General features: G+C 60.3%; 23 protein-coding genes. 18 read left to right on the top strand and 5 right to left on the bottom strand.

Annotated elements, in window-relative coordinates:
• Positions 1 to 34: 34 nt before the first annotated feature.
• Positions 35 to 529 carry a zinc ribbon-containing protein gene (locus tag ACB042_RS09815; protein ID WP_005335155.1) on the bottom strand — a complete coding sequence of 165 codons (495 nt, stop codon included), beginning with the start codon at positions 527 to 529 and terminating at the stop codon, positions 35 to 37.
• A gap of 145 nt (positions 530 to 674) precedes the next feature.
• On the opposite strand from ACB042_RS09815, the gene leuS reads away from it, so the two are divergent.
• The 14 genes from leuS to lipA all read left to right on the top strand — a co-directional run bounded on the left by leuS (position 675) and on the right by lipA (position 15,137).
• The gene (leuS, locus tag ACB042_RS09810) at positions 675 to 3,251 is read left to right on the top strand and encodes a leucine--tRNA ligase (RefSeq protein ID WP_371178318.1); all 2,577 of its coding nucleotides are present in this window, start codon (positions 675 to 677) and stop codon (positions 3,249 to 3,251) included.
• A 113-nt stretch (positions 3,252 to 3,364) separates the two neighbouring features.
• On the top strand, positions 3,365 to 3,847 hold the full coding sequence (lptE, locus tag ACB042_RS09805; RefSeq protein WP_005335160.1) for an LPS assembly lipoprotein LptE: 483 nt from the start codon (positions 3,365 to 3,367) through the stop codon (positions 3,845 to 3,847).
• Complete coding sequence (gene holA / locus ACB042_RS09800; protein ID WP_371178317.1) at positions 3,847 to 4,884, top strand: DNA polymerase III subunit delta; 1,038 nt, start codon at positions 3,847 to 3,849, stop codon at positions 4,882 to 4,884. The genes lptE and holA overlap by 1 nt, the downstream gene beginning before the upstream one ends.
• Positions 4,878 to 5,528 carry a nicotinate-nucleotide adenylyltransferase gene (gene nadD, locus ACB042_RS09795; RefSeq protein WP_371178316.1) on the top strand — a complete coding sequence of 217 codons (651 nt, stop codon included), beginning with the start codon at positions 4,878 to 4,880 and terminating at the stop codon, positions 5,526 to 5,528. The genes holA and nadD overlap by 7 nt, the downstream gene beginning before the upstream one ends.
• Positions 5,529 to 5,631: 103 nt before the next feature.
• Positions 5,632 to 5,973, top strand: coding sequence for a ribosome silencing factor (gene rsfS / locus ACB042_RS09790; protein ID WP_005335165.1), 342 nt, complete (start codon positions 5,632 to 5,634; stop codon positions 5,971 to 5,973).
• A 19-nt stretch (positions 5,974 to 5,992) separates the two neighbouring features.
• Positions 5,993 to 6,460 (top strand): 23S rRNA (pseudouridine(1915)-N(3))-methyltransferase RlmH, encoded by a 468-nt coding sequence (rlmH, locus tag ACB042_RS09785; RefSeq protein ID WP_005335166.1) that lies wholly within the window; start codon positions 5,993 to 5,995, stop codon positions 6,458 to 6,460.
• A 103-nt stretch (positions 6,461 to 6,563) separates the two neighbouring features.
• Positions 6,564 to 8,480 (top strand): penicillin-binding protein 2, encoded by a 1,917-nt coding sequence (gene mrdA, locus ACB042_RS09780; protein WP_040066816.1) that lies wholly within the window; start codon positions 6,564 to 6,566, stop codon positions 8,478 to 8,480.
• Positions 8,473 to 9,576 (top strand): rod shape-determining protein RodA, encoded by a 1,104-nt coding sequence (gene rodA, locus ACB042_RS09775; protein WP_005335170.1) that lies wholly within the window; start codon positions 8,473 to 8,475, stop codon positions 9,574 to 9,576. Before mrdA ends, rodA begins: the two co-directional genes overlap by 8 nt.
• Positions 9,576 to 10,574: a lytic murein transglycosylase B gene (gene mltB / locus ACB042_RS09770; RefSeq protein WP_064339577.1), complete on the top strand. Its 999-nt coding sequence runs from the start codon at positions 9,576 to 9,578 to the stop codon at positions 10,572 to 10,574. The genes rodA and mltB overlap by 1 nt, the downstream gene beginning before the upstream one ends.
• On the top strand, positions 10,516 to 11,496 hold the full coding sequence (locus ACB042_RS09765) for a septal ring lytic transglycosylase RlpA family protein (protein ID WP_371178315.1): 981 nt from the start codon (positions 10,516 to 10,518) through the stop codon (positions 11,494 to 11,496). The genes mltB and ACB042_RS09765 overlap by 59 nt, the downstream gene beginning before the upstream one ends.
• Before the next feature lie 186 nt (positions 11,497 to 11,682).
• Positions 11,683 to 12,879 carry a serine hydrolase gene (locus tag ACB042_RS09760; RefSeq protein ID WP_371178314.1) on the top strand — a complete coding sequence of 399 codons (1,197 nt, stop codon included), beginning with the start codon at positions 11,683 to 11,685 and terminating at the stop codon, positions 12,877 to 12,879.
• A gap of 292 nt (positions 12,880 to 13,171) precedes the next feature.
• Complete coding sequence (gene ybeD, locus ACB042_RS09755) at positions 13,172 to 13,435, top strand: DUF493 family protein YbeD (protein WP_005335178.1); 264 nt, start codon at positions 13,172 to 13,174, stop codon at positions 13,433 to 13,435.
• A 62-nt stretch (positions 13,436 to 13,497) separates the two neighbouring features.
• The gene (gene lipB, locus ACB042_RS09750) at positions 13,498 to 14,175 is read left to right on the top strand and encodes a lipoyl(octanoyl) transferase LipB (RefSeq protein ID WP_040066806.1); all 678 of its coding nucleotides are present in this window, start codon (positions 13,498 to 13,500) and stop codon (positions 14,173 to 14,175) included.
• On the top strand, positions 14,172 to 15,137 hold the full coding sequence (gene lipA / locus ACB042_RS09745) for a lipoyl synthase (protein WP_005335190.1): 966 nt from the start codon (positions 14,172 to 14,174) through the stop codon (positions 15,135 to 15,137). The genes lipB and lipA overlap by 4 nt, the downstream gene beginning before the upstream one ends.
• A 103-nt stretch (positions 15,138 to 15,240) precedes the next feature.
• Here the strand turns inward: lipA and ACB042_RS09740 are convergent, their stop codons facing one another.
• On the bottom strand, positions 15,241 to 15,804 hold the full coding sequence (locus ACB042_RS09740; RefSeq protein ID WP_371178313.1) for an NUDIX domain-containing protein: 564 nt from the start codon (positions 15,802 to 15,804) through the stop codon (positions 15,241 to 15,243).
• A 7-nt stretch (positions 15,805 to 15,811) separates the two neighbouring features.
• Positions 15,812 to 16,612 carry a DUF2989 domain-containing protein gene (locus ACB042_RS09735; RefSeq protein WP_042082765.1) on the bottom strand — a complete coding sequence of 267 codons (801 nt, stop codon included), beginning with the start codon at positions 16,610 to 16,612 and terminating at the stop codon, positions 15,812 to 15,814.
• 211 nt (positions 16,613 to 16,823) lie between these two features.
• Here ACB042_RS09735 and ACB042_RS09730 point away from each other — a divergent pair, with 211 nt between their 5' ends.
• Together ACB042_RS09730 and ACB042_RS09725 are read left to right on the top strand one after the other, a co-directional pair.
• Complete coding sequence (locus ACB042_RS09730) at positions 16,824 to 18,257, top strand: glyceraldehyde-3-phosphate dehydrogenase (RefSeq protein ID WP_371178312.1); 1,434 nt, start codon at positions 16,824 to 16,826, stop codon at positions 18,255 to 18,257.
• Positions 18,258 to 18,320: 63 nt separating this feature from the next.
• Positions 18,321 to 18,614, top strand: a complete 294-nt coding sequence (locus ACB042_RS09725) for a YeaC family protein (protein WP_005362427.1) — start codon at positions 18,321 to 18,323, stop codon at positions 18,612 to 18,614.
• A gap of 135 nt (positions 18,615 to 18,749) precedes the next feature.
• Here ACB042_RS09725 and ansA read toward each other — a convergent pair whose 3' ends face one another.
• Positions 18,750 to 19,757 carry an asparaginase gene (gene ansA, locus ACB042_RS09720; protein ID WP_371178311.1) on the bottom strand — a complete coding sequence of 336 codons (1,008 nt, stop codon included), beginning with the start codon at positions 19,755 to 19,757 and terminating at the stop codon, positions 18,750 to 18,752.
• Between the two features lie 446 nt (positions 19,758 to 20,203).
• Here ansA and gltS point away from each other — a divergent pair, with 446 nt between their 5' ends.
• Positions 20,204 to 21,403 carry a sodium/glutamate symporter gene (gene gltS / locus ACB042_RS09715; protein WP_005348115.1) on the top strand — a complete coding sequence of 400 codons (1,200 nt, stop codon included), beginning with the start codon at positions 20,204 to 20,206 and terminating at the stop codon, positions 21,401 to 21,403.
• Between the two features lie 240 nt (positions 21,404 to 21,643).
• Here gltS and ACB042_RS09710 read toward each other — a convergent pair whose 3' ends face one another.
• The gene (locus ACB042_RS09710; protein WP_139747823.1) at positions 21,644 to 23,515 is read right to left on the bottom strand and encodes a methyl-accepting chemotaxis protein; all 1,872 of its coding nucleotides are present in this window, start codon (positions 23,513 to 23,515) and stop codon (positions 21,644 to 21,646) included.
• 256 nt (positions 23,516 to 23,771) lie between these two features.
• Here ACB042_RS09710 and prfB point away from each other — a divergent pair.
• A protein-coding gene (prfB, locus tag ACB042_RS09705) for a peptide chain release factor 2 (protein WP_100645262.1) occupies positions 23,772 to 24,870 on the top strand; the annotation gives its coding sequence in 2 pieces (ribosomal slippage) (positions 23,772 to 23,846 and positions 23,848 to 24,870; 1,098 coding nt in all).
• Positions 24,871 to 24,878 lie beyond the last annotated feature (8 nt).

The following is a 24,878-nucleotide window of genomic DNA, read 5'->3' as shown; positions in this document are numbered from 1 at the left end:
TTGCTCGTTATCTCGCCCGCCTTGATGGCATGACTCAGGGCGAGAGCGGCTCGCGGTGATACTCGGCGCAGCCGCATTCGGGGCAAGTATCGAGCTGCTGGGGATGCAGCACGGTATGGCGCCAGCCACACTGGTCGCACACCATAACCCCGAGCCCCACCCAGTCACCCGCTTCGTAAACACCCTTGTGCTCCAGCTCGTCGGCCAGCTCGCGCCACTCCACCTGGGCGCGGTCGGTCACATCCGCCAGCCAGGACCAGGCGGTGTCTTTGAGGGCCAGCATAAAGGCAGACTCTTCCACCTGCGCACTATCGTCATGGCGCCCCTCGTCATAGTTGCCCAGATCCCGCTTCACGTACTCGGCGATGAGCGCCAGCTCGTCTTGGGTCAGGTCGCTGGCAGCCTCCAGATAGGCCTGCACCTTGGCAATCATCCGGTTGAGGCGCTCCCCCTGGAACTCTTCAGTCTCTTGCCACTGTTTTTGCAGCTCGGCAATGAAGGCTTCGTACCCTTTTTGACGTTTGTCCATGGCTCTAACTCCTCTACTAAACCCTGATCTGGCCCGGCTTAAGGCCCAAGGGACGCTGGCGGTTGTTGCCGCCGCAGGATATGGGTATTCTATTGCGATTTCCCAGCTGATTTATCTATTCATTTCACAGATCCGGATGTCACCAATGCAAGAGCAATACGTTCCCCAATCAATCGAACCAGCAGTGCAAAAGCACTGGGATGCCAAGAAAACCTTCAAGGCCGTGGAGAAGGTAGACAAGGAGAAGTTCTACTGCCTGTCCATGTTCCCCTATCCGTCTGGTCGACTACACATGGGGCACGTTCGTAACTACACCATAGGTGATGTGATCTCCCGTTATCAACGCCTCAATGGCAAGAACGTGCTGCAACCCATAGGTTGGGATGCATTCGGTCTGCCGGCCGAGAACGCCGCGATCAAAAACAATACCGCGCCGGCGCCCTGGACCTACGAAAACATCGAATACATGAAGAACCAGCTGAAGATGCTGGGTCTGGGTTATGACTGGGATCGTGAAGTCGCCACCTGCAAACCGGATTACTACCGCTGGGAACAGTGGTTCTTCACCAAGCTCTACGAGAAGGGTCTGGTCTACAAGAAGACCTCCTCCGTCAACTGGTGCCCGAACGACATGACCGTACTGGCCAACGAGCAGGTGGTTGACAACTGCTGCTGGCGCTGTGACACCCCGGTGGAGCAGAAAGAGATCCCCCAGTGGTTCATCAAGATCACCGACTACGCCGAAGAGCTGCTCAACGACATCGACAATCTGGAAGGCTGGCCGGAGATGGTCAAGACCATGCAGCGCAACTGGATTGGCCGCTCCGAAGGGGTCAACATCAGCTTCACCATCGAGGGTCAGGCTGAGCAGCTGGAGGTCTACACCACCCGTCCGGACACCTTCATGGGCGTCACCTATGTCGGTATCGCTGCCGGTCACCCGCTGGCGCTGCAAGCAGCCCAGAACAATCCGGAGCTGGCAGCCTTCATCGAAGAGTGCAAGAACACCAAGGTAGCCGAAGCAGAACTGGCCACCATGGAGAAGAAGGGCATGGCCACCGGCCTCTACGCCATTCACCCGTTGGATGGCCGCAAGGTACCGGTCTGGGTCGCCAACTTCGTGCTGATGAACTATGGCACCGGCGCCGTGATGGCGGTTCCGGCCCACGATCAGCGTGACTTCGAATTCGCCACCAAATATGGCCTCGACATCAAGGCGGTGATCAAACCGGTTGATGGCGACGTCGACGTGAGCGAAGCGGCTTACACCGAGAAGGGCGTGCTGTTCAACTCCGGCGAGTTCGACGGTCTCGACTTCCAGGGCGCCTTCGATGCCATCGCCAGCAAGCTGGAAGGGCTCGGCAAGGGCAAGCGCACCGTCAACTACCGCCTGCGTGACTGGGGCGTCTCCCGTCAGCGTTACTGGGGCGCCCCCATCCCGATGCTGACTCTGGCTGACGGCACCGTAGTGCCGACGCCGGAAGACCAGCTGCCGGTACTGCTGCCGGAAGATGTGGTGATGGACGGTATCCAGAGCCCGATCAAGGCCGACGCCGAGTGGGCCAAGACCACTTACAACGGTCAGGAAGCGTTCCGCGAGACAGATACCTTCGACACCTTTATGGAGTCCTCCTGGTACTACGCGCGCTACTGCTCCCCGGACTACGACAAGGGCATGCTGGATCCGGCGGCTGCCAACCACTGGCTGCCGGTGGATCAGTACATCGGCGGTATCGAGCACGCCTGTATGCACCTGCTCTACGCCCGCTTCTTCCACAAGCTGCTGCGTGATGCAGGCCTCGTGAACAGTGACGAACCGTTCAAGCGCCTGCTCTGCCAGGGCATGGTGCTGGCCGACGCTTTCTACTACAAAGACGAGAAGGGCGGCAACGTCTGGGTCAGCCCGACTGACGTCAAGGTAGAGCGTGACGAGAAGGGTCGCATCACCAAGGCCATCGACAACGAAGGTCGTGAGGTAATGCACTCCGGCATGACCAAGATGTCCAAGTCCAAGAACAACGGCATCGACCCGCAGCTGATGGTCGAGCGTTACGGCGCCGATACCGTCCGTCTGTTCATGATGTTCGCCTCTCCGGCCGAGATGACTCTGGAGTGGTCCGACTCCGGCGTAGAGGGTGCCCAGCGCTTCCTGCGTCGCCTGTGGCGCGTCACCTTCGAACACGTTTCCGGTGGCGCCGTTGCCGCACTCGATGTAGCTGCTCTCACCAACGAGCAGAAAGCGGTACGCCGTGAACTGCACAAGACCATAGCCAAGGTGAGTGATGACGTGGGTCGCCGTCAGACCTTCAACACCGCCATCGCCGCCATCATGGAGCTGATGAACAATCTCTCCAAGCTGGGCAACGACGAGCAGGATCGCGCCCTGATGCAGGAAGCGCTGGAAGCCGTGGTAGTCATGCTCTACCCCATCACTCCGCACATCGGCTTCGAGCTGTGGAAGATGCTGGGCAAGGGCGACGACATCGATCACGCAGCCTGGCCGGTGGCCGATGAAGCGGCCATGGTCGAGACCGAGAAGCTGGTGGTGGTGCAGATCAACGGCAAGATGCGCGGCAAGCTGACCGTGCCGGCCGAGATCAGCCAGGCCGACGTCGAGAAGCTGGCGATGGCCGATGCCTCCGTACAGAAGTTCACCGACGGTCTGACCGTGCGCAAGGTGATCTATGTACCTGGCAAGCTGCTCAATATTGTCGCTAACTAATTGGCTACCAACTGATTGGTTACCAACTGATCATTGCCAATCTGTAACAGCAAACGGATGATAACGGCGGGCCCTGCGCCCGCCGCTTTCCCTTAATGCAAAGAGGATTTTCTATGGGCACCATCTTCACCCGCTGGATGGCCATCGTGCTGGCAGGTCTGCTGCTGCAAGGCTGCGGCTTTCACATGCGCGGCAACGGCATTCCGAGCGAGCTGATGACCATGAAGGTCGTGGGCGACAACAAGAGCGACTTCTACCGGATGGTTACCACCCGTCTGAAGGCCTCTGGCGTGACCCTGGCCGACAAGGAGGGCATTCCGGTGCTCACTCTGGGCGGCGTAGGCAGCACCAGTCAGGTCGCCTCGGTCAACGCGCTGGGGACGGACACCGAATATGTGCTGGGCTTTGGTACCCAGTTCACCATCTCGGTACCGGGCAAGCCAACTCAGGTCTTCCCCATCAACTTCAACCGCAGCTTCCTCAACAAGCCGGATGCCGCGCTCGCCTCCTCCCGTGAGCAGGAGCAGCTCAACCGCGAAATGCAGGAGCAGGCGGCCAATCAGGTGATCCGGCAGTTGAGTCAGGTCAGCTTCTGATGCGGATCTACCCGGAGCAATTTGGTGACCACCTCAAAGCAGGGCTTCGGCCCTGCTATCTCGTTTTTGGCGACGAGCCCCTGTTGCGACTGGAGGCCATCGATGCCATCCGTCAGGTCGCCCGCAAGCAGGGTTTCGATGAGCGCCACACCTTCGTGGTGGAACAGGGGCTGGACTGGAATCAGGCCTACGATGCCTGTCAGGCCATGAGCCTCTTCTCCGCCCGCCAGATCATCGAGCTGGAGCTGCCCGCCAAGGTGGACAAGGATCTCGCTGCCCGCATCAGCGAAATTGGCAAGCAGCTTCATCCCGACCTGCTGCTGGTGCTGAGTGGCGGTCGCCTCAACCAGACCCAGATGAAGGCAGCCTGGTTCGACAAGCTCTACCAGATTGGCACCTATGTGCCGGTCAACCATCCGGAGCCCAAGTTCTTCCCGCGCTGGATGAGCGCCCGTTTTGCGCGTTTCGGCCTCAAGGCGCTGCCAGATGCCATCAACTTCATGTGCCACTCCTACGAGGGCAACCTGCTGGCCGCCAGCCAGGAGATCGAGAAGCTGACCCTGCTCTCGCCGCCCCAGCCCATCAGCGTCACCTATCTGCAAGAGACCATTATCCGCCACGCCCACTTCACCCCGTTCCAGCTGGTCGATACCCTGCTGGAGGGCAAGGTGAACCGGGCCCAGCGCATTCTGGCCGCCCTGCGGGCCGAAGGTACCGAGCCGGGGATGCTGGCCTGGACCCTTTGCCGCGAGCTGGAGCAGCTGACCGAGCTGTCACTGGCGATGCGCAACGGCCAGCCGCTGGGTGAGCACTTCAGCCGCCTGCGCATCTGGCAGAGCCGCCAGCAGCTCATTCAGCAAGCACTGACCCGACTGCCGTTTGCCAAGTTGCAGCAACTGTGGCAACTGATGGCCCAGCTGGACGATGCCCAGCGCCGCTTCGATACCGAACAGGCCTGGCTGATGCTGCAGACCATTGCCCTCGGCTTTCGTGATGGCACCCCGCTGCCGCTGGTGATGGAGAGCAGCCCGTGCTGAAGGCGCCTGTCGGTTTGCTTGGCGGCACCTTCGACCCCATCCATATCGGTCATCTGCGCCCGGCCATCGAGGCGCGCGATGCCCTAGGTCTGGCCGAGATGCGGCTAATCCCGAACCATATCCCGCCCCACCGCGCCAATCCGTTCTGCTCCAGCGAACAGCGCCTCGCCATGGTCAAGCTGGCGGCGACGGAGAACCACCACTTTGTGGTGGATGAGCGTGAGCTGAAGCGGGATAAACCCTCTTACACCATCGATACCCTGATCGAGCTGCGTCGTGAACTGCCCGATACGCCGCTCTGTTTTCTGATGGGGATGGATTCCCTGCTGAGCCTACCAAGCTGGCACCGCTGGCAGGAGCTGCTCGACCATGCCCATCTGGTGGTGAGCGTGCGGCCGGGCTGGCAACCGGATTATCCAGCCGAGGTGGCGCAGTTGCTGGCGCGCCATCACACCACAGATGCCAACGCGCTGCATCAGCGTCTGGCCGGTCATATCTGGCTGGCGGACAACCAGCCCATCGAACTGTCAGCCACCCGACTGCGGGCCTTGCTGGATGCGGGACAAGACACCCGCTACCTCTTGCCCGAGTCGGTTGCGAACTATATTGATCAACAGGGGCTCTACCGCGCCAACCGCCGCTAGCCCCTGTCGTAATCCCGCCCCACCCGATGGGAAACGGGAGTGACCATGATATAATCCGCCGCCCTGACGCAAACGCTGCGCGCCGGAATACAGGAGAGACTCATTGCAAGGCCAAGAATTGCATGCCTTTATCATCGACAAGATCGATGACATGAAAGGCCGCGACATTATCACCCTCGATGTACGCGGCAAATCCAGCATTACTGACACCATGATCATCTGTTCCGGCAACTCAAGTCGTCACGTCAGCGCCATTGCCCACCATCTGGCCAGCGAGGCCCGCCACGCGGGTCTGGATCTGCTGAGCGTGGAAGGGCAACTGAGCGGTGAATGGGTGCTGGTAGATATGGGCTCGGTGATCGTGCATGTGATGCAGGATGAACATCGTGACTTCTACCAACTGGAAAAGCTGTGGAGCGGTGCCGCTCAAATGAATACGCAATAAGAGCACAAGTGTAACGACCATGAAGATCCAGTTGATTGCGGTGGGCACCAAGATGCCCGCCTGGGTAGAGCATGGCTTCGAAGAGTATCGTCGCCGCTTCCCCAAAGACATGCCGTTTGAACTCGTCGAGATCGGCGCTGGCAAACGGGGCAAAAATGCCGACATTCCCCGCATCCTGCAGAAGGAAGGGGAAGCCATGCTGGCGGCTGCGGGGCGCTCGCGCATCGTCACCCTCGACATTCCGGGCAAGCCCTGGACCACGGAGCAGCTGGCTACCCAGCTGGAGGCGTGGAAACTCGATGGCCGCGATGTAGCCCTGCTGGTAGGCGGGCCGGAAGGTTTGTCCCCCGAATGCAAGGCTGCCGCCGAACAGAGCTGGTCACTGTCACCGCTCACCCTGCCCCATCCGCTGGTGCGGGTGCTGGTGGCAGAGAGCCTCTATCGGGCCTGGAGCATCACCACCAATCATCCGTATCATAGAGAGTGAGCCATGCGTCTCTGGAGTCTCACCTCTCATATTCACCCCTATCACAGAGAGTGAACAATGCAGTTCCTGCTCTTATTGCCCCCAAGGGTCTTGAGGTAAAGGCATGCTGAAACAACGCATCGAAATGCGCGATCACAGTGCCGAGGGCAATCTGTTCTTCCGGCGCACCCTGGTAGCCTACATCGGCATCGTCGTGCTGATGCTGGTGCTGCTGGGCAATCTCTATTATCTGCAGGTCGAGTCCTACGACACCTACCAGACTCGCTCCAACTCCAACCGTATCCGCGTGGTGCCGGTGGCGCCACCACGGGGTCTCATCTATGACGCCAACGGCGTGCTGCTGGCGGAAAACCGCCCGGTCTACAGTCTGGAAATTGTGCCGGAAGAGACCAAAGATCTCGAAAAAACCGCCGACCAGCTGATCACCCTGCTGGGTCTGCCAGAGGGCACCAAGGAGAAGTTCCTCGCCGAAGTGAAGCGCCAGCGCCGCTTCAAGCCGGTCCCCCTCTACGAGAAACTGACCGAATATCAGGTAGCCCTCTTCTCGGTCAATCAGCATAACTACCCGGGCGCCAGCATCGAGGCCTACCTCAAACGCTACTACCCGTTTGGGGACACCCTCACCCACGCTTTGGGCTATGTGGCCAAGATCAATACCCGTGACGTGGAGCGCCTCGAGAAGGAAGAAAAACTCGCCAACTACGCGGCCACCAAGGATATCGGCAAGCAGGGGGTGGAGAAGTATTACGAGGATGAGCTGCACGGTGTGGCGGGCTATCAGGAGGTCGAGGTGAACAACCGCGGCCGGATTGTCCGTACCCTCAAGTTCCAGCCGCCTATTCCCGGCAAGGATATCTACCTCAATATCGACGTCCGGATGCAGCTCAAGGCCCAGCAACTGCTGGCTGGCCAGCGCGGCGCCATCGTGATGATGGATCCGAGAACCGGCGCCATCATCGCCATGGAGTCGAGCCCCAGCTACGACCCCAACCTGTTCGTGACCGGCATCTCCAGCGCCAACTACTCGGCGCTGCTCAACGATCCGGCGCGGCCGCTGGTGAACCGCACCACTCAGGGCATTTATGCCCCGGCCTCCACCGTCAAACCCATGATGTCGGTAATGGGGCTCAACGAGGGGGCCATTACCCCGGGCTACCGCTATTTCGGCGGCCCGAGCTTCTCCATTCCCGGCACCACCAAGAAGTTCCGCGACTGGCGTCGCTGGGGACACGGCTGGCTCGATGTCTATCGCGCCATCGAGGTCTCGGCAGATACCTACTTCTACGATCTCGCCTATCGGGTCGGCATCGACAAGATCCACAGCTACATGACCAAGTTCGGCTTCGGTCAGTACAGTGGCGTCGACCTCTATGAAGAGACCAAGGGGGTCATGCCGTCCCGTGACTGGAAAATGGCCCGCTGGCGTCAGCCCTGGTATCAGGGGGACACCATCTCCATCGGTATCGGTCAAGGTTACTGGAGCGCCACGCCAATCCAGCTGGCCAAAGCGATCAGCATCCTGACCCAGAACGGTCACGATGTGACCCCGCACCTGCTCAAGAGCACCGCCTCCCAGGCGGGGGTGGTCGATGCACCGATCAACCCGAACATGGCGCTCAAAACCAAGAGTGACAGCTACTGGCAGGTGGCGCGTGAGGGGATGTGGCGAGTGATCAACGGCCACGAGGGTACCGGCCGTCGCGCTTTTGCCAACACCCCCTATGTGGCGGCAGGCAAGTCCGGCACCGCCCAGGTGGTCAACATGAAAGAGAATCAGGTCTACAACGCCAAAACCATGAAAGTGGAGCACCGCGACAATGCCCTGTTTGTCGCCTTTGCCCCCTATGAAACACCCAAGGCAGTCGTGGCACTGGTGCTGGAGAACGCCGGTGGTGGCAGTACCAATGCGGCACCCGTTGCTCGCCAGATGCTGGATGCCTATCTGCTGCCCCCTGATCCGCAACTGCCACCGGCACCGGAAAAGCCGTCCCAACCGAGTGAGGTCGCTCCCAATGAGTAATTCTGCCCGCCAGCAGAGCATCTGGTACAAGCTGCATATCGACTTGCCCCTGCTGCTCGGTCTGCTGGCCGTGATGACCCTCTCCATGGTGGTGCTCTACTCCGCCTCCGGTCAGGATATGGACTCCATCGTGCGCCAGCTGGTGCGCGGCGGTCTCGCCTTTGCCCTGATGATCGGCCTGGCCCAGCTGCCCCCCTCCCTCTATGCCCGCTGGTCGGTGCCGCTGTTCGCCGTGGTGGTGCTGATGCTGATTGCGGTGGACGTGTTCGGCCACATCGGCAAGGGGGCCCAGCGCTGGCTCGATCTGGGCTTTATGAAGTTCCAGCCCTCCGAGGTGATGAAGCTCTCCATGCCGATCATGGTGGCCGCCTGGCTCAGTCGCCACTCGCTGCCACCCAAGTTCAGCCATGTGGTGATCGCCCTCATCATGGTGCTGCTGCCCACCTTGCTGATCGCCGCCCAGCCTGACCTTGGCACCTCCATTCTGGTGGCCGCCTCCGGCTTCTTCGTCATCTTCCTGGCGGGGCTCAGCTGGTGGCTGATCGGCTTGGCGGTCCTGCTGATGCTGGCCTTTATGCCGGTGCTCTGGTTCTTCCTGATGCACGACTACCAGCGCCAGCGAGTGCTGATGCTGCTCGACCCGGAGAAAGACCCGCTCGGCCGCGGCTACCACATCATCCAGTCCAAGATTGCCATCGGCTCCGGCGGCGTCTTTGGCAAGGGGTGGCTGCAAGGGACCCAGTCCCAGCTTGAGTTTCTGCCCGAACGGCATACCGACTTCATCTTCGCAGTATTCAGCGAGGAGTTCGGTCTGGTAGGGGTTGCCCTGCTGCTGGTGCTCTACCTCTACGTCATCAGCCGCTGCCTGTTTATCTCGATGCAGGCCCAGAACAGCTTCGAGCGACTGCTGGGCGGCGCCATCACCCTCACCTTCTTCGTCTATGTGTTCGTCAACATGGGCATGGTGAGCGGCATCTTGCCGGTGGTAGGGGTGCCCCTGCCGCTGGTGAGTTATGGCGGCACCTCCATGGTGACCTTGATGGCCGGATTCGGTATCCTGATGTCCATCCAGACTCATAGAAGACTGCTCGCCTGATGAGACGGGTTGGATTGCTGCTCTCGCTCGCCACCACGATGGCGACCGCCGCCGTGGCGCCGGATCGGTTGGCCCTGCTCGCCGAACAGCAACAGGTGCCGCTGGCGGAGCTGCAGGCGGCCGTCGCCCGCGCCCAATTACGGCAGGAGGTGCTCGACACCATCAGCAAGCCGTGGGAGGCCAAACCCTGGCATCGCTACCGGCCGCTGTTTGTTACCCCGGATCGCATCCGTGACGGCCAGCAGTTCTGGCAGCAACATGCCGAGACGCTGGCCCGCGCGGAGCAGACCTATCGGGTGCCCGCCTCGCTCATCGTGGCCATCATAGGGGTAGAAACCTTCTATGGTCGCCAGATGGGCCGTCATCCGGTGCTCGATAGCCTCTACACCCTGGGGTTCCACTACCCGGAGCGCAGCGACTTCTTTGCCAAGGAGTTTGCCCAGCTGGTGGTGCTGGCCAAAGAGGAAGGGTGGCAACTCGATGCCCTCAAGGGCTCCTATGCCGGCGCCATGGGGATGGGGCAGTTCATGCCCTCCAGCTACCGCCACTACGCCGTCGATTTTGACGGGGATGGCAAGCGGGATCTGTTTGCCAACCCGGTCGATGCCATCGGCAGCGTGGCCAACTATTTTGCCAGCCACCAGTGGCGCTGGGGCGAATCCGTGGTGGAACCGGCCCAGATCGGGTTGATGGCAGTCGAACCTCTACTCAGGCCTGAGCCCGAGTTAACACAACAGTGGTCAGAACTGGCGGCGGCAGGGATTGAGCTCGCCACGCCGCTGGCCCCACAGACGCCGGTCAAGTTGCTGGCGTTTGCCCAAGCCGATGGACCGGAATACTGGGTCGCACGGCATAACTTTTATGTGATCACCCGTTACAATCGCAGCCCACTCTATGCGATGGCGGTGTATCAACTTAGCCAAGCCATTCAGGAAGCGTATGCATCTTCGTCACAAACTCCTCCCGCTCAGCCTGAGCTTGTTGCTGGCCGCCTGTAGCAGCCAGCCGGAACAGAGCGCCCCCATCGAGCCGCAAGCACCGGTCAGCAAACCACCCGTTATCGAGATCCCGCAAGCCACCGGCGCCATTCCGCGCCCCGAGCCCCTGAGTGCCAGCGGCAACCGGGACTACTGGATTGGCAAGCAGAAGCACGAGGTGTGGCGCGACATCAAACACTACAGCGAAGAGGGCACCGCCAGCTGGCTGTCGCCGGATCTGGACGGCCAGAAGACCGCCAACGGCGATGTGCTGGACAGCAAGCTGTTCAGTGCCGCCCACCGCAACCTGCCCATCCCGAGCTATGTGCGGGTCACCAATCTGGACAACGGGCTGGAGACCATAGTGCGGGTCAACGATCGCGGCCCGTTCAACAGCCCGCGCCTGATCGACCTCTCCTACGCAGCGGCCAAGCAGCTGGAGATGGTCGACAGCGGTGAGGCCCGAGTACGACTGGAGCTGATCAGCGACACTCCGGATCAGATGGTGATCATGGAGCCGATGAAGCCCATCGAAATGACTCCGACCACTCCGGCTGCGGCCTCCAACACGCTGTCGCAAGATGGCTTCCTGGGTGAACCAACCGCACTGGCGATGGCCACTCCCGCCGCCGAACCCGCTCCCGTCAAGGCACCCGCGGCCAAGCCCGCCAAAGCGGCACCTGTCAAACCAGCTCCCGCCAAGACCGCAGCTCCTGCCAGCAGTGGTGATGGCAAGATGATCCAGGTACTGGCCAGCGGCTCCCGGGATCGGGCCGAGGCGATGGGCAAGGTGATGACCCAGCGTTACGGCGTGCCTTACCGGATCGATGCTCATGGCGCCATTTTCCGGGTGCTGATTGGCCCGGTCGCCGCCGACCAGCAGGCAAGTGTGCTGGAAAAAGTACGTCAGGGCGGGCTGGAACAGGCCTTTATCGTGCCCTGATCGCCCCCTTTTGCTGCGGATGTGACTAACCGCTTACTCACTGTCATCACGTCGTTTTATGGCGTGATGACAGTGAGTGATGGATAAAAAACCAGTTCTGATCGCCATCTCGGGCTATAACCTGCGGGCGCATCTGGTATAGTTAGGCCCGCATTTTATCCCCATCTGGCTCGCAGGAATTTCAAGATGTCCAAATTTGCCCGTTCAGTTCTTCTGGCCTCACTGATCAGCGTAACCGCCCAGGCCAATACGCCGGTGCCGACACCGACCCCGAATGCCATGCCCATGGTGGTTCCCGCCGCGCCGGAGATCTCCGCCAAGGCCCATATTCTGATCGATTACTACTCCGGTCAGGTGCTGGCCGAGCAGAACGCCGAAGAGCGTCTGCCGCCCGCCAGTCTGACCAAGATGATGACCTCCTACATCATCGGTCAGGAGCTGCTGAAGGGAAATATCAAGCGCACCGACATGGTGACCATCAGCCAGAACGCCTGGTCCAAGAACTACTCCGACTCCTCCAAGATGTTTATCGAGGTGGGCAAGCAGGTCTCCGTCGATGATCTCAACAAGGGCATCATCATCCAGTCCGGCAACGATGCCTGCGTCGCCATGGCCGAGTTCCTGGCGGGCAGCACTGACTCCTTCGCCAGCCTGATGAACAGCTGGGCCGCCAAGCTCGGCATGAACGACAGCCACTTCATGAACCCGCACGGTCTGGATGCGGAAGGTCACTACAGTACCGCTCACGATATGGCCCGTCTGGGTCAGGCGCTGATCCGCGACCTGCCGGAGGAGTACAAGATCTACTCCCAGAAATCCTTCGTATTCAACGGCATCACCCAGCACAACCGCAACCGCCTGCTGTGGGATCAATCCCTGCAGGTGGATGGCATCAAGACCGGCCACGTCAGCCAGGTCGGCTATAACCTGGTCTCCTCTGCCACCAACAACGAAGGCATGCGCCTGATCGCCGTGGTGCTGGGCGCCAGCAGCGAAGCCTCCCGCGCCGCCGAGAGCAAAAAACTGCTCACCTATGGCTTCCGCTTCTTCCAGAGCCTGACCCCGTACAAGGCGGGCACCGAGCTGGTCACCCAGAAGATCTGGATGGGCGACAAACCGGAAGTGAAACTGGGCGTCGACAAAGATGTCTCCGTGCTGGTCACCCGCGGTCAGGGTAACAATCTGAAGGCTGATTTCCAGCTCGACAACGAGCTGAAAGCGCCGCTGGCCAAGGGTCAGCGCGTCGGTACCGTGTTCCTGAAGCAGGGCGACAAAGAGATCAAGCAGGTGCCGCTGGTTGCCCTGGAAGAGGTGCAGGAAGGTGGCTTGATGAGCCGTCTGTGGGACTATCTGGTACTGCTGGTCACCAGCTGGTTCAAGTAATCCAACGCACAATCCTCACCAAACAGCGGCGCCAACAGGCGCCGCTGCTGTCTGTGACCGGCAAAGGCAGTGAATAACCCTGTAAACTGCAGGTTCCGCCTTACCCTGATTTGTGGTAAAAAGCAGCACTTCCATCCTTGTCTGACCGATCCTGGCCTTGATCCCGGTCCGGGCAGCGCCCATATAGTTATGAGCCGTGCCCATATAGACTTGAAATGGCGGCCTCCACGGGCCATCGGCCACTAGCCATCCAAGATGAAGTCATCCCGGTGATGACGCAAAAGGTGAGTAAATGAATACCAAGTTTGATGAACTGCTGGAGTTTCCCTGCAAATTCCCGTTCAAGGTACTCGGCGTTGCCGACCCGGCACTGCCGGAAATGGTGGTTGAAGTGCTGCAGCAGCACGCCCCCGGCACCTACAGCCCGACAGTCCAGCCCAGCTCCAAGGGCAACTACCACTCGGTCCGCGTGACCGTGACTGCCCAGAGCAAAGAGCACATCGAAGCGATGTACCACGCCCTTGGCAAGATCGAGCTGGTGAAATACGTACTGTAATTTCTCTCTCGCCCCGTTCTGCGGGGCGACTGTTTTTGGCCGCAGCACGCCGCGAGGACGCCATGTCATCCCAGATCCCCGCCCAGTCCAGCCTGATTGTCAGGCAGCTGGGTCGCCGCCCCTACCAGCCGGTATGGGACGCCATGAAAGCCTTCACCGACAACCGCACCAGCGACACCCCGGACGAGTTCTGGGTGGTCGAGCACGATCCCGTCTACACCCAGGGCCAGGCCGGCAAGGCCGAACACCTGCTCAATCCGGGCAATATCCCGGTGGTGCAGAGCGATCGCGGCGGTCAGGTGACCTATCACGGCCCGGGCCAGCTGGTGCTCTACGTACTGGTGGATGTCCGCCGCTGCAAATTCTCGGTTCGCGAGCTGGTGACCGCGCTGGAGACAGCCATCATCAACACCCTCGCCAAAAGCGATATCCAGGCTTATGCCAAGGCCGATGCCCCCGGGGTCTATGTGAAAAATGACCTTGGCATGGAGGCAAAACTGGCCTCGCTGGGTCTGCGCATCCGCAAGGGGTGCTCGTTCCACGGACTGGCCCTCAACATCAACATGGACATGACCCCCTTCCTGCACATCAATCCGTGCGGCTATGCGGGCATGGCCATGACCCAGACCAGCGCCCTGGGCGGCCCGCAGAGCGTGGCCGAGGCGCAATCCATTCTGGTGGCCGAACTGGCCCGCCTGATTGGCTATCAAACAATAACAAACACCGAGAGTGAATCATGAGCAAACCCGTTCGTATGGAGCCGGGCGTCAAGCTGCGCGATGGCGACAAGATGGCCCTGATCCCGGTGAAATTCATGCCGGATCCCAACGAAGAACTCCTTCGCAAGCCGGACTGGATGCGGATCAAGCTGCCCCCCTCCAGCCAGAAGATCGAACACATCAAGAGCACCTTGCGCAAGAACAAGCTGCACTCGGTCTGTGAAGAGGCCTCCTGCCCCAATCTGGCGGAGTGCTTCAACCACGGCACCGCCACCTTCATGATCATGGGCGCCATCTGCACTCGTCGCTGCCCCTTCTGCGACGTGGCCCACGGCCGCCCGCTGGCACTCGATCCGGAAGAGCCGAAGAAGCTGGCGCTGACCATCAAGGAGATGAACCTCAAGTATGTGGTGATCACCTCGGTGGACCGCGATGATCTGCGCGACGGCGGTGCCCAGCACTTCGCCGACTGCATCCGCGAGATCCGCGAGCACAGCCCGCAGACCCGCATCGAGATCCTGACTCCGGATTTCCGTGGCCGGATGGAGCAGGCGCTGGAGGTGTTCCGCGAGACCCCGCCGGACGTCTTCAACCACAACCTGGAAACCGCGCCGCGCATGTATCGCGTCGCCCGCCCGGGTGCCGACTACAAGTGGTCGCTGGAGCTGCTGCGCCGCATCAAGGAGATGCACCCCCACGTGCCGACCAAGTCCGGTCTGATGATGGGTCTTGGCGAGACCAACGAAGAGATCGTCGAGGTGCTCAAGGATCTGCGCGCCCACGGCGTCAACATGCTGACCCTGGGTCAATATCTGCAGCCGAGCCGCCACCACCTGCCGGTCAAGCGCTACGTGCCGCCAGCAGAGTTTGACGAGCTGAAAGATGTCGCCATGGAGCTGGGCTTTACCCACGCCGCCTGTGGTCCTTTCGTTCGCTCTTCCTACCATGCTGATCTGCAAGCCAAGGGCGAAGAGGTCAAATGATCTCGTACGACAGGGAGGCCAAATAACCGCCACCCTCGCAATGAAAAAGAGCGCCCATTGGCGCTCTTTTTATTGGTGTCACTGACCGATTCCGTTTGATGTGCTAAGAATCGTTGTCGAAGATCCCCTGCTGATGCCAGCGTTGCAACTGAGCCAGCACCCGGGTCTCCCGCGCCGTCCACTGGGGACAGGGCCCCGCCAGCTGGGTCTTGTTGGTTTGCAGCGCTTCGTCGAGGGCAAACCAGCCGGGCACGAAGCCAAGGCGGATCTCGTAGGGCTGCGGCTGCGGGGCCACCAGCTGATCGCCAATCCGGCACAAGTAGTAGAGCGAGCGGATGCAGTAGGCATCAAACCCCGGCTCGCGGGCGGCGCGATATTCACGGGTCTCACCAAGCAGGCCCCCCACTTCCCGCAGTTCGGCACCGCACTCCTCCAGCAGCTCGCGAGCGAGCGCCACATCGTGGCTCTCCCCCGCTTCAATGCCGCCCCCGGGGAACATCAGATCGCCGTTGACCCGGGAATGCACCAGCAGCAGCTCATCGCCACGGGGCACCACGGCACGCACAGTGAGTCGCTCCAGAGTACGGCCATCGGTACGTACCTCGCCATGAACGAAAGAGAGATCGAACGGATTGGGCCAGCAGCTGGCCGGGGAGAACATCGTCATCACTGCCTCAGGGCCGGTAGTTGCCATGCTTGAGCTGCTCGACAATTTCGGCAGCCCGCACATCGTAACCATCCTGCTCTGTCTTGCTCAGGGTGTGGTAGATGCCAAAACGCTTGGCTGAGACCTCGGGGCTATCCTGAAACGACTCGCTCACCTTGCCCCACAGATAGGCCAGCCCGTACTGTTTCTGGCCCATATAGAGGGTGCTGAGGGAGGTGAACATACGGCTGTTGACCTTGTCCCCCTCCTGATAGAGGGAGAGCCCGTGCTGCAAGGTGGCAATGGCCTTTTCCGGGTCACTCTTGGCGTAGATACCGCCGAGCGCCAGTTGCAGCTCGGGTTCATCCAGCGCCTTGGTGCCTTCCAGCGCCATAAACTGCTGACGAGCCAGCTCGTTAGTGTTGTTGGTCCAGTGCCAGAGCAGCAGGTAGGGATCTTGCGAATTGCGGGTCGCGGCATCGAGCTGGGCCAACTGATCCCCGGCCGCCAGCATGCCCTCGACCCTTGGACTCTTCTGCTCGCGGGCATTCTTGTATTCAATGCTGGTGGAGCGCTCGGCACATTTGAGATAGCGCTCAAGGTTGCGCATCAGCTCGTACTTGCGCCGATCCGTCCCCTCCTCCTTGAGATAAAAGCGACTGCGGATCACATCGGTACGCTCGTAGCGACACCAGCCATCGTCCACCAGATCCTGGCAGAGCTCGGGATGATTGCCGCAGATGTTGTGGATCCGATCGTCATTGCAGCCAGCCACGGCAAGGCCGACGGAAAGCATGATGAAGGTCTGTCGCAGGGGGAAATTGGCCATGGTTCACATCTTGTTGGTAACGCGGGTTGGTAACAACTGGCGCCTTTACGGGCCACCTCCGGCTAGCAAACCGGTTACATATCCATTACAATGCGCGCGCCATATAAGGCCGCGATTGCAGAATAATATAACGAAATATACACCCCTACACTGATCTGCATTCGACGAATTTTCTATTTACACCAACAACGTGAAATAAAGGATCTGGTCAATGACCCACGAGCACTACTTGCAAGCGTGGCAGGAGAGCCAGGAGCTCGCCGAAGCCATGCAGCCCTTGATTGGTCGCCTCTACCGACAACAAGGGGTCGAGATCACCCTCTACGGCCGCCCGCTGCAAAACGCCTCCACCATCGATATCCTCAAGGCCCACCGGGTCGTCCGCCGCCACCAGGGAGCTCCCCTCCCCATCCAGCAAAGCTTCCCCCTGCTTCAGGCCATCGTTGCCCTGAAACCCACCGCCGCCGAGGTTGACCTTGGCAAGCTGGCAGTCGGCTACTGGCAGGATCATCAGGATGAGGCGGGGATCGAGGACTATCTGCAAGCGCGACTGGCACCGGCCCTTGGCCGCAGCCAGATGCCGCAGCCGACCGACGTGGTGCTCTACGGCTTTGGCCGTATCGGCCGCCTGCTGGCCCGCCTGCTGATCGAGCGTACCGGCGCCGCCAATCCGCTGCGCCTGCGCGCCATCGTGGTACGCGGTGGTCGCGACGGGGATCTGGAAAAACGCGCCAGCCTGCTGCGCCGCGACTCGGTGCACGGCCCCTTCAATGGCTCCATCGAGGTGGATGTGGAGCGCAGCGCCATCATCGCCAACGGCACCTTCATTCAGGTGATCTACGCCAATAGCCCGGCCGACATCAACTACACCGCTTACGGTATTCACGATGCGCTGATCGTCGACAACACCGGCGTCTGGCGTGACGAGGCAGGCCTCTCCGAGCACTTGAAGGCGCGCGGTGCCGGCAAGGTGTTGCTGACTGCCCCCGGCAAAGGGGAGATGAAGAACGTGGTGTTCGGGGTCAACCATGAGGTGATAGGCCCGGATGACAGGATCATCTCCGCCGCCTCCTGTACCACCAACGCCATCACTCCGGTACTCAAGGTGATGCAGGAGCGGTTCGGCATCCGCCACGGCCACGTGGAGACGGTCCACTCCTACACCAACGATCAGAACCTCATCGACAACTATCACAAAGGCGAGCGCCGCGGTCGCAGCGCGGCCCTCAATATGGTGATGACCAGCACCGGCGCCGCCAAGGCGGTGGCCAAGGCGCTGCCGGAACTCAAGGGCAAGCTGACCGGCAACGCCATCCGGGTGCCGACCCCCAATGTCTCACTGGCAATTATCAACCTGTCGCTGGAGCAGGCTACCGATCGGGAGAGCCTCAACGCCTATCTGCAGCAGATGGCGCTAAGCTCGGCCCTCCATCGCCAGATCGACTTCAGCGCCAGTACCGAGCTGGTCTCCTCCGACATGGTGGGTTCCCGTTATGCGGGCATCGTCGACTCCCAGGCGACCATCGCCGAAGGGGATCACTGTGTGCTCTACGTATGGTATGACAACGAGTTCGGGTACAGTTGTCAGGTAGTGCGGGTGATGGAGCAGATGGCTGGCGTAGTCCGCCAGGATCTACCTGCATAGCCCGTCAGGATCTGCCGGGTTGACCCCGAAGTTTATGGCTCAATAGTTCAAGGAGAAGGCCGGATGTCGTTTCAACAGGGTGAGTTTTTGCAAGCAATCAGGCAGATGCCACAAGAGGTGTACGAGCGGCTCAAGACCGCAGTCGAGCTGGGCAAGTGGCCCGATGGCAAGCCCCTCACCGACGAGCAGAAGGCCACCTCCCTGCAAGCCGTAATGGCCTGGCAGTCGATGCACATCGACAACCCCGAGCACATGAACATAGGTCGTGACGGCGAGATTGTGATGAAGAGCAAGAGCGAGCTCAAGCGTCAGTATCGCGACGAGGAAGAGATAGTGCGGGTCGACCTCAACCACTGAGCCTGACCCTGCAGGCCGCTCGCGGCGGCCACAACAGAGAGGGGAGCCATAATGGCTCCCCTCTTTTTTCCTAACTTATCACCCCTCGTCACCGGTGCAATGCGCTGCGCTTATTGCACCCTACCGCGAGGGTTATCAGGGAGTCAGCTCCCCGCGCAGGGACTGCTGCATCAACTCGCGAATGCGGTGGGATGGCAAGTCCTGACTCAGAAGGAAGTGGAGCTTGGTGAGCGCCGCTTCGGCGGTCATGTCAAAGCCCGAGATCACCCCGGCCCGCGACAGGGCGTTGCCGGTGGCATAACCCCCCATATTGACCTTGCCGTGCAGGCACTGGCTCAGGTTGACGATGATGACGCCGCGGGCAGAGGCCTCGGAGAGCAGCTCCAGCATGGCCGGGTTTTGCGGCGCATTGCCCACCCCGAACGACAGCAGGATCAGCGCCTTCACCGGCTGCTGCAGGATGTTGGCGATCACCTCGCTGGAGATGCCCGGATAGAGGGTCACCACACCGATGGGCTGGGGGGTGATGTCGTGCAAAACCAGCGGCCGCTCGGACGGCACGCCCAACTCGCCCGCTTCCAGCGAGATGGCGATCCCGGCATTGAGCAGCGGTGGATAGTTGGGCGAATCGAAGGCGTGGAAGCCGTCGGCGTGCACCTTCTTGCTGCGGTTGCCGCGATAGAGCTGGTTGTTGAAGAACAGCGTCACCTCGTGGATCGGGTAGTTGGCCGCGATATAGAGGGCGTTGAGCAGGTTCTGCTGACCGTCGGAGCGCAACTCGGCCAGCGGGATCTGGGAACCGGTGATGATGACCGGCTTGTGCAGATCTTCCAGCATGAAGGAGAGCGCCGAGGCGGTGAACGACATGGTGTCGGTGCCGTGCAGGATCACGAAGCCATCGTATTTCTCGTAGTTGTCGCGAATGTCCTCGGCGATGCGCTGCCAGTCCGCCGGGGTCATGTCGGAGGAGTCGATGAGAGGGGCATATTCGTGGATATGGTAATCCGGCATCTCGGGGCGGTGGAACTCGGGCATCCGCGCCAGACAGTCTTCCATAAAGCCCGCCATCGGCACGTAGCCGTGATCGGAACGCTGCATCCCAATGGTGCCGCCTGTGTAGGCAATGTAGATAGACTTCTTCACACCCTCTCCTCTTGATGAAGTGAACACCGCCGGAACATGAACCATGTCGGGGTGAACCACAATGTCAACGCCCGCCAGCGCCTCTGCGTGCAGCGGAAACCGGCGAATTATAGAGACTGGCGCCCCAAATGACAGCCGTTCCATGCACCCTTTTCGGCTTTTCTGCCCTCTACCCACATAGTGTTAAATGTCACAATAAACCACTAAAACGAGCATTAATACGACAAAGATGGAATTAAACGATGCTTTTTGCTACAATCCGCCGGATTTTACTAAAATCTCATCTGGATGCCTGAGCATTTCAGGCCCGCACAAGCCCCATCTTTCCTGGGGCGGGGAGATGTTTCCCCTTCTTTGCTGGCACATAAGCCACACTGTTTTCATCCCGGCTGAATCTGTAAGTCTTTTGCTATGAAAGACACAGCCAATCAACATGGGAGTACTGAATGTTACAACTTGATTCCTACGCAACGCTGGTCGCTGCCACTCTGGTATTGCTGCTTGGCCGGGTGTTGGTTACCCGAGTCGGGCTGCTGCGTACCTTCAACATCCCCAAACCGGTAGCCGGCGGCCTGGTGGTCGCGCTGGTACTGCTACTGCTGCGCTCCACCCTGCAGATGGAGCTGCAATTTGATACCAGCCTGCAAACCCCGCTGATGCTGGCCTTCTTCGCCTCCATCGGTCTTTCCGCCGATCTCGCCAGCCTGAAACGCGGCGGCAAGGCGGTAGTTACCTTCCTGATGGTGGTCACCGGCCTGCTGCTGGTGCAGAACAGTCTGGGCGTCGGTCTGGCGACCCTGCTCGGTCTGGATCCCCATATGGGACTGCTGGCCGGCTCCATCACTCTCTCCGGCGGCCACGGCACCGGGGCTGCCTGGAGTGCCACCTTCTCCGAGAAATATGGCGTGCAATCCGCCGCCGAACTCGCCATCGCCTGTGCCACCTTCGGTCTGGTGCTGGGCGGCCTGATCGGCGGTCCGGTGGCTCGTTATCTGGTGAAGAAAGTGCAGGTGCCCGGTGAGGAGCACAATCAGGATGAGGCCCCCCAAGGCTTCGAAATGCCGGATATGGAGCGCCCCCTCACCACCTTCAGCGTCATCGAGACGCTGGCATTGATCGCCATCAGCCTCAAGGGCGGCGAGCTGCTCTCTGCTTCCCTCAAAGGGGGCGCCTTCGAGCTGCCGATCTTTGTCTGCGTGCTGTTTGTCGGCGTGCTGCTGCGCAACGTCCTGACCCTGCTGAACTGGCATGAAGTGAGCGATCGAGAAGTCTCCCTGCTGGGCAACGTCAGCCTGTCGCTGTTCCTCGCCATGGCACTGATGAGCCTGAAACTGTGGGATCTGGCCAGCCTGGCCCTGCCCATCTTCATTCTGCTGGCCGCCCAGACCGTGGCAATGGCGCTCTACGCCATCTTCGTCACCTTCCGGGTGATGGGCAAGAACTACGATGCGGCCGTACTGGCGGCAGGCCACTGCGGCTTTGGCCTCGGGGCCACCCCGACCGCGATTGCCAACATGCAGGCCATCACCCAGCGCTTCGGTCCCTCCCACCTGGCGTTTCTGGTGGTGCCCATGGTGGGCGCCTTCTTTATCGACATCATCAACGCCATGGTGATCAAGCTGTTTATGGCGATGCCATTCCTGTAATTCCCTTTCCGTCAGACGTATATGATCAGAGCCCACCTTTCGGTGGGCTCTTTGTTTGTTATCGACTCGCCAGGTGACGCAGGCAGAGCCGGGGCTCGTATCCGCCACCAGGGTGACCCGCGAGCAACCCGGACTACCCGGAATCCCCACATCCCGCTCTCCCCCGAACAACAAAAAGCCCCGCACTCGACAGAGGGCGGGGCTTGTTTATCTCAGCCGGAACAGACCGGGACGTGCACCTTACAGGATAAAGGTCGACACCTGCTGGTTCAGGTCAGCAGCACGCCCTTTGAGGCTGTGGGCCTGATCCAGATCGCGCATGGCGGCGGCGGTGATCTCGTCACTCACATCCTTGATGGCGGTGGTGTTCTGGGTGATCTCGCCGGTCACCTGAGTCTGCTCCTCGGCGGCAGTGGCGATCTGACCCGCCATGTCGGAGATGAGGGAGATGGCACTGGTAATCTCTTCCAGTGCGCGCACCGCCTGATCCGCATCCTGCACGCTGTTGTCCGCCAGCCCCTGACTGGTCTGCATCAGGCTCACCGCACGGGCAGTGGTCTGTTGCAGGGTCTCGATGGTGGACTGGATCTGCTGGGTGGAGTCCTGGGTACGGCGCGACAGCACCCGCACCTCGTCAGCCACCACCGCAAAACCACGACCCTGCTCACCGGCACGGGCCGCTTCGATGGCTGCGTTCAGCGCCAACAGGTTGGTCTGCTCGGCAATCCCCTGAATGGTGGAGAGGATGCTGGTGATGGCCTGCGCATGGCGGCTCAGCTCCCCGATCACCTCGGTCGCCTGCCCCACCTCTTCGGCCAGGCCATTGATGGACTGACGGGTCTTGTTGACCAGCATCTTGCCCTGCTCACTGCTCTGGGCAGATTGCTGGGCAGCGGCGGCGGTGTTCTCGGCGTTGCCGGCGATCTCCATGGTGGCACTCGCCATCTCGGTGACCGCCGTGGCGACCATGGTCACCTCCTGCTGCTGACGCTGCAGCTCGTCCACTGCGGCCTGGTTGGTCACCAGGCTGCGCTCGGCATCGGCGTTCAACTCGTTGGCCAGCTGACGGATATTGCCGATCAGCTGATGCTGACTGCCGACGAAACGGTTGAAGCTGTTGGCCAGTTGGCCCACTTCGTCGTTGGCGTCGATCTTGATGCGCTGGGTCAGATCGCCGTTACCATCGGCAATGCGGGCCAACGCCTGGGAGACCTTGGTGAGCGGGCCAAGCAACATGCTGACAAGCCAGGAGATTGCGAGGATGCTGCCCACCAGCACCAGCAGCGCCATCCCCAGCTGGGTCATCAGCAGGGAGGAGAGCGGCGCTTCCAGCGCGGCCTTGTCCAGCACCAGCACCAGCTCCCAATCCGTGTCGGGGATATCGGCCGCCCACAGCAGCTTGTCGCGACCTTCGTTGTCGAAGTAGGCAGGAACCAGATCCTTGCTCGACTTGCTCTGCTCGATCAGCGCATTGGTCAGATCGTTGTCGATCTCGCTGGCCGGTTTCATCGCCTTGGCGGCATCCTTGTAGGCGATGATGGTGCCATCCTTGTGCATCATGATGGCGAAACCGTCGGCAGGCAGCTGCATCTTGGTCACGTCTTCCACCAGCGAAGCGATGGAGAGGTCACCACCGACAACCCCGCCAGAAACCGGCTGGGCCAGAGTGACCACCATGATGTTGTAGGCCACATCGAGATAGGGTTTGGTGACAATCAGGCCACCTTTGCTCATAGCCTCCTGATACCAGCCGCGGGAGCGCGGGTCGTAGCCATCGCGGTTGATGGAAGGATCGGAGTCATTCATCTTGCCGCTGCTCTCACCGAAATAGGTGAGCTGGAAACGGCCGGAAACTTGTGCCTGTTGCAAGGCATTGAGGGGTTCGGCACCGGCCTTGTTGCCGAGCGCTTGGATCACGTCGCGACGGGCTGCGAGCCAGTCGCTGACACGCTCGGCCTGCTGGGTACCCAGCCGTTGCAACTGCTCCTGGCTGCCTTGCAGCAACAGGGACTTCTGGCTGCTATAGCTCTGCCAGGAGAGCAACAAAATCACCAACGAAAGGGCGATCACCACTGACAACAGTATCTTCTGCTTGAGTGACAGGTTTTTCATCATGTGTTCTTCTTATTGAGGTGAGGAGCGGGTTTTTCCCTGAATTGCACAACACTACACGTAGTCATTAGCGACCCGAATGGCCAAAACTGAACCTGAAAATGGGTCTGCGGGCGATATTTTCTACCGAGGTGGAGAAAAGTGCACCAGAAATTGACGGCATGGGCCGCACAAGCCAAGGCAACCCTGTTTATTCCTTCCACAATTGGCTAGAATATCCCGTTTTTAAATCACATCGACCCTGAGAGTTTTCACGATGTTCGAAGTTAATCCCGTATTAAATAAACTTAAGGAGCTGTCTGAGCGGACCGAGCTTCTTAGGGGGTACCTTTGACTATGACGCCAAGAAAGAGCGTCTAGAAGAGGTCAACGCCGAGCTGGAACAGCCGGACGTATGGAATGAACCCGAGCGCGCACAGGCGCTGGGCAAAGAGCGCGTCGCGCTGGAAAACGTGGTCGGCACCATCGACACCCTGACCCAGGGCGTGGATGACGTCGAGATGCTGGTGAGCTTGGCCGTGGAAGGGGAAGATGAAGAGACCTTCAACGAAGCCATCGCCGAATCCGAACAGCTGGAAGCCAAGCTGGTGGATCTCGAGTTCCGCCGCATGTTCTCCGGTCAGCACGACGGCTCCGACTGCTATATCGATATTCAATCCGGCTCCGGTGGTACCGAAGCACAGGATTGGGCCAACATGGTACTGCGCATGTACCTGCGCTGGGGCGATGCCCACGGCTACAAGCCCGAGCTGATTGAATGCTCCGAAGGCGACGTGGCTGGTATCAAATCCGCCACCATCAAGTTCACCGGCGAATATGCGTTCGGCTGGCTGCGTACCGAAACCGGCGTACACCGTCTGGTTCGCAAGTCCCCGTTCGATTCCGGTGGCCGCCGTCACACCTCCTTCTGTTCTGTGTTCGTCTACCCCGAGATCGACGACGATATCGATATCGAGATCAACCCGGCAGATCTGCGGATCGACGTCTACCGTGCCTCCGGTGCCGGTGGCCAGCACGTTAACCGAACCGAATCCGCGGTGCGTATTACCCACGTTCCGACCGGTGTCGTGGTACAGTGCCAGAACGACCGTTCCCAGCACAAAAACAAAGACCAGTGTATGAAGCAGCTGAAAGCCAAGCTCTACGAGCTGGAAATTCAGAAGCAGAACGCTGAGAAACAAGCCCTGGAAGAGACCAAGTCTGATATCGGTTGGGGCAGCCAGATCCGTTCCTATGTGCTGGATGACTCCCGTATCAAGGATCTGCGCACCGGCGTCGAAACCCGTAATACCCAATCGGTGCTCGACGGTGACTTGGACAAGTTTATCGAAGCCAGCCTGAAATCAGGTCTGTAAACAAGCAG

The sequence above is a fragment of the Aeromonas sp. S13(2024) genome (assembly GCF_041402405.1).
Taxonomy (GTDB): Bacteria; Pseudomonadota; Gammaproteobacteria; order Enterobacterales; family Aeromonadaceae; genus Aeromonas; species Aeromonas veronii.
This window is presented reverse-complemented; position numbering and strand designations above follow the sequence as displayed.

What these genes read in the sequence shown, in the direction of transcription:
- ACB042_RS09815 (WP_005335155.1), bottom strand. Translation starts at nt 529, where the DNA reads ATGGACAAACGTCAAAAAGGGTACGAAGCCTTCATTGCCGAGCTGCAA.
- leuS (WP_371178318.1), top strand. Translation starts at nt 675, where the DNA reads ATGCAAGAGCAATACGTTCCCCAATCAATCGAACCAGCAGTGCAAAAG.
- lptE (WP_005335160.1), top strand. Translation starts at nt 3,365, where the DNA reads ATGGGCACCATCTTCACCCGCTGGATGGCCATCGTGCTGGCAGGTCTG.
- holA (WP_371178317.1), top strand. Translation starts at nt 3,847, where the DNA reads ATGCGGATCTACCCGGAGCAATTTGGTGACCACCTCAAAGCAGGGCTT.
- rlmH (WP_005335166.1), top strand. Translation starts at nt 5,993, where the DNA reads ATGAAGATCCAGTTGATTGCGGTGGGCACCAAGATGCCCGCCTGGGTA.
- mrdA (WP_040066816.1), top strand. Translation starts at nt 6,564, where the DNA reads ATGCTGAAACAACGCATCGAAATGCGCGATCACAGTGCCGAGGGCAAT.
- rodA (WP_005335170.1), top strand. Translation starts at nt 8,473, where the DNA reads ATGAGTAATTCTGCCCGCCAGCAGAGCATCTGGTACAAGCTGCATATC.
- mltB (WP_064339577.1), top strand. Translation starts at nt 9,576, where the DNA reads ATGAGACGGGTTGGATTGCTGCTCTCGCTCGCCACCACGATGGCGACC.
- ACB042_RS09765 (WP_371178315.1), top strand. Translation starts at nt 10,516, where the DNA reads ATGCATCTTCGTCACAAACTCCTCCCGCTCAGCCTGAGCTTGTTGCTG.
- ACB042_RS09760 (WP_371178314.1), top strand. Translation starts at nt 11,683, where the DNA reads ATGTCCAAATTTGCCCGTTCAGTTCTTCTGGCCTCACTGATCAGCGTA.
- ybeD (WP_005335178.1), top strand. Translation starts at nt 13,172, where the DNA reads ATGAATACCAAGTTTGATGAACTGCTGGAGTTTCCCTGCAAATTCCCG.
- lipB (WP_040066806.1), top strand. Translation starts at nt 13,498, where the DNA reads ATGTCATCCCAGATCCCCGCCCAGTCCAGCCTGATTGTCAGGCAGCTG.
- lipA (WP_005335190.1), top strand. Translation starts at nt 14,172, where the DNA reads ATGAGCAAACCCGTTCGTATGGAGCCGGGCGTCAAGCTGCGCGATGGC.
- ACB042_RS09740 (WP_371178313.1), bottom strand. Translation starts at nt 15,804, where the DNA reads ATGACGATGTTCTCCCCGGCCAGCTGCTGGCCCAATCCGTTCGATCTC.
- ACB042_RS09735 (WP_042082765.1), bottom strand. Translation starts at nt 16,612, where the DNA reads ATGGCCAATTTCCCCCTGCGACAGACCTTCATCATGCTTTCCGTCGGC.
- ACB042_RS09730 (WP_371178312.1), top strand. Translation starts at nt 16,824, where the DNA reads ATGACCCACGAGCACTACTTGCAAGCGTGGCAGGAGAGCCAGGAGCTC.
- ACB042_RS09725 (WP_005362427.1), top strand. Translation starts at nt 18,321, where the DNA reads ATGTCGTTTCAACAGGGTGAGTTTTTGCAAGCAATCAGGCAGATGCCA.
- gltS (WP_005348115.1), top strand. Translation starts at nt 20,204, where the DNA reads ATGTTACAACTTGATTCCTACGCAACGCTGGTCGCTGCCACTCTGGTA.
- ACB042_RS09710 (WP_139747823.1), bottom strand. Translation starts at nt 23,515, where the DNA reads ATGAAAAACCTGTCACTCAAGCAGAAGATACTGTTGTCAGTGGTGATC.